We start from the raw sequence: 6,958 nt of genomic DNA, 5'->3' as shown, positions 1-6,958 counted from the left end.
CGCCGGCCTGAGCCTCTACCGCGTCGTCCGCGAGCTGCAGACCCTCCTCGCGACATGGACCGGCGTCTGCCCCACCTGTCACCGCGGCATACCCACACCAGCCCCGACCTGACCAAGCCCTACTAGTGCTGTGGCCGGAAAGGTTTGCCGGGTCGCGGTGTCCGGTGCGGTGCATCGCAAGGCGGAGGACTGCCGCTTGTACTGGACGTACGTGGGCGGTTCGACAACGCGGCGAGGTGCCGTGCCGGGCGCCGTGACACGGTGAACCTTTCCGGTCACAGCGCCAGGGGGACGCGGGCGAGCAGGCGGAAGCCGGTCTTGCCGGTGGGGACGGCCGTGAGGCTGCCCCCGACCGCCTCCAGGCGTTCCGTCAGTCCGGTCAGGCCGTTGCCGGCCGCCGCGGGGCCGCCCGATCCGTCGTCGGAGACGCCCAGTTCGGCCACCGGTCCCGCCAGGGTCTGTCGGATGTCGAGGGTGACGACGCACCGGCGTGCCCCGCTGTGCCGGACCACGTTGGTCACGGCCTCGCGCAGCGACCAGGCGAGGGCCGATTCGACCTCCTCCGGGAGTTCCCGCGTCCACTCGACGGGCAGGTCCGCCTGGACGCCCGCCGCGACCAACGCGGTGCGGGCGCCTGCCAGTTCGCCGGGGAGCGTGGGGCGCCGGTAGCCGTTCACGGCCTCCCGTACGTCGACCAGGGCCTGCCGGCTGACCTGCTCGATGTCCGCGACCTGTTGCGCGGCCGCCTCGGGCCGGTCCGGCAGCATCCGGCCCGCCAGCTCGCTCTTGAGCGTGATCAGCGACAGCGAATGCCCGAGCAGGTCGTGCAGGTCGCGGGCCATGCGCAGCCGTTCCTCGTTGGCGGCGAGTTGGGCGACCGTGGCCCGGGCCTGGCGCAGCTCCATCGTCGTGCGGATCATGGCGCGGACGCCGATCATCGCGAACCCGCCCATCAGGGCCGGGATGAGCAGGCCGGCCAGGTACTGGTCCCCGTCCGGGACCGCCATCGCCGTCACGGCCAGCAGCGCGGTCGCGCCGGGGACGGTCCAGCGGGCGATCTCCCCGGGCAGGGCGGCCCCGGAGGAGATGGCCACGTAGACGAAGAGCACGAGCCATTCGCGGCCCAGGGTCAGGGACAGGACCATGGCCTGGGCGGCCAGGACGGACAGCGAGAGCAGGACCCGGCGGACCGGCATCTGCCGGGTGGTGCGCAGCACCAGGACCAGGTACCAGGCGACGAAGGCCGCGAGGCCCAGGCCGCCGAGCAGTCGGGCCCCGGGGCTGTGTCCGCCGCGGATCAGGTCGATGACGGGGGCGCTGAGGTAGAAGAGCCACAGGCTCGTCCACAGCAGCTTCACGGTCCGCTGCCGGCGGTTCTCCGGCCGCATTCCGATCCGGGGGCCGCCGACGCCCTGGATGTCTTCCCCGGCGGTCGGGTACCGGGCGTCCGTCTCGCTGGTCACGGTCATGCCTTCAGTGAGTCCTTGCGGTACAGCCAGGCGGCGGCACCGGTGAACAGTACGAAGTAGACCGCGAGGATCGCCACGTCCTTGGCGTGCGGCGCGCCGCCGAGTTCGATGGCCTGGCCCAGACCGGCGTAGGCGTGGGTGGGCAGCCACTCGCAGATGTTCCGCAGCCACTGCGGGAAGTTCGCGGTGGGCATCCACAGGCCGCCGAGGATCGACAGGCCGAAGTAGAAGAGCATCGTGACGGGTCGGACCGTGTCGCCACTGGCCAGGTAGCCGATGGCCACGCCGAGCGCGGCGAAGACCAGGCTGCCGGCCCAGATGGAGCCGGTCAGCGCCAGCCACTGCCACAGCTCGAACCGTACGCCCTTGACCCCGGCCGCGACCGCGAAGACGACCAGGATCGCGGGCAGCGAGAGGACGCCGGCACTGGCGGTCTTGGCGAGGACGTAGCCGCGGCCGGGCAGGGCGGTCAGCCGCAGTTGGCGGACCCAGCCCTTCTCGCGTTCCTTGGCGATGCGTTCGCTGTTGCCCATCAGGACGGCGGTCAGCGCGCCGAAGGAGGCCATGGCGACCATGTAGAAGGCGGGCATGGTCAGTTCGGTGCCCATGACCTTCGTGGTGCCGTCCAGGGTGCCGCCGAGCATCAGGAAGAGGGCGGCGGGATAGAGGACGGTGAAGAACAGGTACTTCTTGTTGCGCAGCGCGCGGGAGATTTCGAGCGTGACGAGCTTCGTCGTTCCGTTGTTCAGCATGACGCGTCGGCCTCCTCGGCCTCGGTGAGGGCGAGGAAGGCCTGTTCGAGACCCAGCCCGGCGACTTCCAGGTTCCGGGGGTAGAGCCCCAGGGCGTAGACGGCGTGCACGGTCGCGTCGGCGTCGCGCGACTGGAGCCGGACGGTGTCGCCGTGGCGCTCGTAGGCGGTCAGGTGCGGGAGGGCGCGCAGCGCCGCCTCGTCGACCGGGCCGTCGGTGAGGTCGAAGGCGATCTTGCGGGCGCCCGCCTTGGCCTTGATCTCGGCGGCGGTGCCGTCGGCGAGCAGCCGGCCCTTGTTGAGGACCAGCACCCGGTCGGCTATCGCGTCCGCCTCTTCCAGGTAGTGGGTGGCGAACAGGACGGTGCGGCCCTGCGCGGCCTGCTCGCGCATCGTGGCCCAGAAGGCCTGGCGGGAGGTGACGTCCATGCCGGTGGTCGGCTCGTCGAGGACGATCAGGTCGTTGTGGCCGGCGGTGGCGAGGGCGAAGCGGACCCGCTGTTCCTGGCCGCCGGACAGCTTGTTGACGAGCCGGTCGGCGATGGAGTCGACCCCGGCGCGGGCGAGCACCTCGTCGACGGGGAGCGGTCGGGGGTGCAGCGCGCAGCCCAGCGCGACGACCTCGCGCACGGTGACGTCCTCCATCAGGCCGCCGCTCTGGAGCATCGCGCCGACCCGGCCGGCGGCGATGGCCTCGCGGGGGGTGGTGCCGAAGAGCCGTACGGTGCCGGAGTCGGCGGGGCGCAGGCCGAGCAGCAGGTCGAGGGTGGAGGACTTGCCGGCTCCGTTGGGGCCGAGGAGCGCGACGGTCTCGCCGGGGTGGAGCACGAGGGAGAGGCCGTCGACCGCGCGGACCGCGCCGTAGCTCTTGGTCACGTCCTCGAAGCTCACCACCGGGCCTGCGGCGGGTGTCGTGGCGGCGGCTGATTGCGTCGCGGTTGTCGTCGTCATGGCTCAAGGTTCGCCGGTCAGGGGGGTCGCACGGCAGTGTCGACGGTCGTGACACCGACATGACGATTGTCATGTCGGGGGCATGACGGAGCCCCCGCCGGGATGCTCCGGCGGGGGCTCCGTCCTGCGATGTTCCCCGGTGTCCCGCTGTGGGTGGCGTTCCCGGGCGGGTCAGCTCGGGTTGGTGTCGATGACCACGATCCGCTCGGCGGGGGTCTTGCCGCGCAGGCCCTTGACGAGGGCGCCCGCGACGTCCTTCGGGGTGACGGCGGTCTTCGCGCCGGTGCCCCGGGTGATCAGGACGCCGTCGAACGTGGTCGTGTACGCCGCCTGGAGCGCTTCGAGGTCGTACTTCTCCACGAGGTGGCCGTCCACGGCCTGCATGCTGAGGATCTTGGGCAGCGACCGCTGGCCGAAGGCGATGGACTTGGTGCCCGCCTTGACGGTGACGATGCCGGACATCGCCGGTTCGGCGAACTCCTTCATCGCCCGGTCCAGTTCGGCCTTGCCGATGACCGGCTCCTTGGTGACGGAGGGCAGTTCGACGGGCTTGGCCTCGCCGGTGGCCACCAGTTCGCGGAAGGCCTCGGTGACCTGTTCCACGGAGCTGTCCACGTCGAGGGTGGTGCCGGCCTTGCCGGGGACGGCGACGGCCTTGCCCGTGTCGAAGGTGATGGTGCCCTCGGTGGCCGAGCCCGCGGTGCCGGCCAGCTCCGCGAGGGCGACGCGCAGCTTCTCCTCGTCCACCGGCATGACGGCGTCGGCCCGGCGCTCGTTGCCGAGGAGGGAGCCGATGACCGTGATCGGGTTGTAGTCGCTGCCCGACGCGTTGCGGACGGTCGTCTGGCTGTCGAGGGTCAGGCCGGCCTTGTCGGGCTTGAGCTCGACCTGCTTGCCGCCGACGGTGAGGCGCAGCGGGGCGCTCGCGCGGCTGCCGAAGGCCGTCTCGACCTTGTTGACGGCGTCGTCGCGGGTACCGCCGATGTCCACGCCGAGGACGGTGGTGCCCTTGGGGACATCGGAGTGGTTCAGCAGCAGACCCGCGCCGTAGGCCACGCATCCGAGGGCGATGAGGCCGCCGGCGATGATGACCAGCTTGGAGCGGGGCTTCTTCGAGGGCGCCGCCGGGGCCTTGGGGGCCGGTCGGTTCTGCTTCGGCGGCTGCGCCGCGGGGGTCGGGACGACCGGCCCGGACCCGGGACCACCGGGACCACCGGGACCACCGGGACCACCGGGGCCGCCGGGCATCGGGGCGCCGACCGGCCCGCCGGGCACGGGCCCGCCGGGCATCGGCGAACCGGGCATGGGCCCGCCGGGCATCGGCGAACCGGGCATCGGCCCGCCGGGCATCGGCGAACCGGGCATCGGCGAACCGGGCATCGGCGAACCGGGTCGCGGGCCTCCGGACATGGGTGCGCCGGGCATCGGACCACCGGGCATCGGCGCGCCGGGGCGCGGACCACCGGCCATCGGGGCGCCCGGCATCGGGCCACCGGCCGGCGGGGCCTCCGGTCCGGGCCAGCGCGGAGCCTCGGCGCCGCCCATGGGCGCGGATCCCATGGCGGGGCCACCGGTGGGTCCGGCGGGGCCGGTGGGCTCGGTGAAGGCGGGGAAGGCCTCGGTGACGGGGCCGTTGTCGTACTCCTGGTAGCCCTGGGGGGCTCCACCGCCGGCGCGGGGCGGGAAGCCGCCGCCCTGGCCGCCGGGCACGGGGGCGTTCCCGCGCGGACCCGGGGGCGGTGGGGCGAAGCCGCCGCCCGCCGGGGGCGGGGTGGGGCCGGCCGGCGCGGAGCCGTGGCCGGCGCTCGGCGGTCCCGCCGGGGCGCCGCCGTTGCCGGGCGGGGTCGGCGGGGTCGACTTGCGCGGTGCGAACCAGTTGCTGGCCGGCTCCTCCGAACCCCCCGAGGAGGGTGGGGCCGACTGCGCGGGGCGCACGGGCAGGGGCGCCGGGGCAGGGGTCGGCGCGGGCGGCGGGGCGGACTCGCCGGCTCCCGGCGCGGCCTGCTCGGCGTCGCCCTCGGCGTCCTTCACGGGCTTGCGTACGACGACGGGCGGGATCGGACGCGAACCCGGGATGTTGATCCGGATCCGGGTCGTCAGGGTGGTCTCGGTCTTCGGCCCGTCGGAGTCGGGCGTGGACGGCTTCGAAGTCACAGAGTTCTCCTCCGGGGTGGTCGCCGCAGCGTCCGTGGACGGATACTGGCCGGTTCCATACGGCGGCGTACCCGAGGGGTAGGCGGCTCCACCGCGCCCTTGGGGCCCGGGGGACGAACTGTCAGTTTCACGGCTCAAGGCAGGTTCTCCCGGTTGGCTCCGCCGCCCGTCATACCGTGCGCGGGCAGCTCGGCGGCCCGTCCACCATACTGGCCGTCGCCCGGGCGTAACTGTTCGCCGGGAATCGGGGATTCCCCTTGACCCGCTCCGAGAGGGTACTCAACGATCCGTCAAACCCCCTCAAGCCCTCCCCGATCGGATTCCGCCCGTGCTCAACGACACGTCACGGGCGGGGCTTCGCGGCCGAAACCGGCCGGTCGACCGGACCGTGCATCGTGGCACAGATCACAGCGATCACGGTCCCGCCCAAAAGGTACGCGTACATGCCGATTCCGGACGAACCGAGCAGGAAGTCCCCTTCGGGGCGCGGCAGGCTGAGGAGCACGTAGGCCAGGAACCAGCCGATCACCGCGGCGCCCACGCCGATGCCGGTCCCGGTGAGGATCCGGCCCGCGAGGAACACGCCGAAGAGCGCCGCCAGCGCGAGCAGCAGTCCGCCCGGGAGCCACAGGCCCACGACGAGCCAGCCCGCCGCGCCGGCCACCGCGCCGGCGACGAGCAGGCCGAGCAGGGCGGCGATCCGGCCGGGGGTCCAGGTGGTGGTCATGCCGACACCCCCGCGAAGAGGTCCCGCTCGCGTTCGCCGGCCGGCGCTCCGGGCTCGCCGACGACGAGTTCGTAGTACTCGCGGGCGAACAGCGGCTGGGCCAGGTCGTTCGACAGCGCGAAGAAGGGCCCGTCCACGGCGACCTGGGTGGCGTGCGCGCGCATCGCGGCGGCCTTGGCGGCGACGAACGCCTCGCCGTCGACCCCGTCGCCGATCTCGGCGGTGATCCGCTCGTCGGCGACGACTCCCGGCACGTCGTCCGGTGCCGCGAGCCCGGGGAAGGGCGCCTTGCCGCCGGCCGCGCGCAGTCGGGCGAAGCCCTCCTCGACCACCGAGCGCGGCACCCGGTTCCAGTAGATCTTCCCGATCGTGTGCGCCGCGCCGAGATCGCGTCGGTACGCGCCCTCCGCAGCGAGTTCCGCGGCGCGCGTGGCGACGCGGTGGGCCTGGATGTGGTCGGGGTGTCCGTAGCCGCCGTCGGGGTCGTAGGTGACGAGGACCTGCGGGCGCAGCTCCCGGATGACCTCGACGAGGTACGCGGCGGCCTCGTCCACGTCGGCGGACCAGAAGGCGCCGGGCCGGTGGTTCTGCTCGGCGCCCATCATCCCGGAGTCGCGGAAGCGACCGGGGCCGCCGAGGAACCGGTGGTCGGTGACGCCCAGTTCCCCCATGGCCGCGGCGAGCTCGCCGATCCGGTGGGGGCCCAGGGTGTCGTCGCGGTCGGCGGCGAGATGGGCGAGGTCGGGCGGGATGACCTCGCCCTCCTCGCCCAGCGTGCAGGTCACCAGGGCGACGTGGGCGCCCTCGGCCGCGTACTTGGCCATGGTGACGCCGTTGTTGATGGACTCGTCGTCCGGGTGCGCGTGCACGAGGAGCAGACGACGAGCGGGGAGACCGTTCATGGGG

The 6,958-nt window shown here is 73.2% G+C and carries 6 protein-coding genes; all 6 read right to left on the bottom strand.

What is annotated here, in order from left to right:
• Positions 1 to 275: 275 nt before the first annotated feature.
• The 6 genes from OTB19_RS33100 to mshB all read right to left on the bottom strand — a co-directional run bounded on the left by OTB19_RS33100 (position 276) and on the right by mshB (position 6,954).
• A complete protein-coding gene (locus OTB19_RS33100; RefSeq protein WP_420716964.1) occupies positions 276 to 1,388 on the bottom strand; it encodes a sensor histidine kinase in 1,113 nt (370 codons plus the stop codon).
• 77 nt (positions 1,389 to 1,465) lie between these two features.
• The gene (locus OTB19_RS33095) at positions 1,466 to 2,221 is read right to left on the bottom strand and encodes an ABC transporter permease (RefSeq protein WP_267802391.1); all 756 of its coding nucleotides are present in this window, start codon (positions 2,219 to 2,221) and stop codon (positions 1,466 to 1,468) included.
• The gene (locus OTB19_RS33090) at positions 2,215 to 3,171 is read right to left on the bottom strand and encodes an ABC transporter ATP-binding protein (RefSeq protein ID WP_267802390.1); all 957 of its coding nucleotides are present in this window, start codon (positions 3,169 to 3,171) and stop codon (positions 2,215 to 2,217) included. The genes OTB19_RS33095 and OTB19_RS33090 overlap by 7 nt, the downstream gene beginning before the upstream one ends.
• Positions 3,172 to 3,342: 171 nt before the next feature.
• On the bottom strand, positions 3,343 to 5,463 hold the full coding sequence (locus OTB19_RS33085) for a hypothetical protein (protein ID WP_267802389.1): 2,121 nt from the start codon (positions 5,461 to 5,463) through the stop codon (positions 3,343 to 3,345).
• A gap of 205 nt (positions 5,464 to 5,668) precedes the next feature.
• Positions 5,669 to 6,052, bottom strand: coding sequence for a DUF6113 family protein (locus OTB19_RS33080; protein WP_267802388.1), 384 nt, complete (start codon positions 6,050 to 6,052; stop codon positions 5,669 to 5,671).
• Positions 6,049 to 6,954 carry an N-acetyl-1-D-myo-inositol-2-amino-2-deoxy-alpha-D-glucopyranoside deacetylase gene (gene mshB, locus OTB19_RS33075; protein ID WP_267802387.1) on the bottom strand — a complete coding sequence of 302 codons (906 nt, stop codon included), beginning with the start codon at positions 6,952 to 6,954 and terminating at the stop codon, positions 6,049 to 6,051. The genes OTB19_RS33080 and mshB overlap by 4 nt, the downstream gene beginning before the upstream one ends.
• Positions 6,955 to 6,958 lie beyond the last annotated feature (4 nt).

Origin of the sequence: Streptomyces sp. H27-H5 (assembly GCF_026627505.1) — a bacterium.
Classification (GTDB): domain Bacteria; phylum Actinomycetota; class Actinomycetes; order Streptomycetales; family Streptomycetaceae; genus Streptomyces.
Note: the sequence above shows the minus strand (reverse complement) of the source record. Positions and strands in the feature narration are given on the sequence as shown.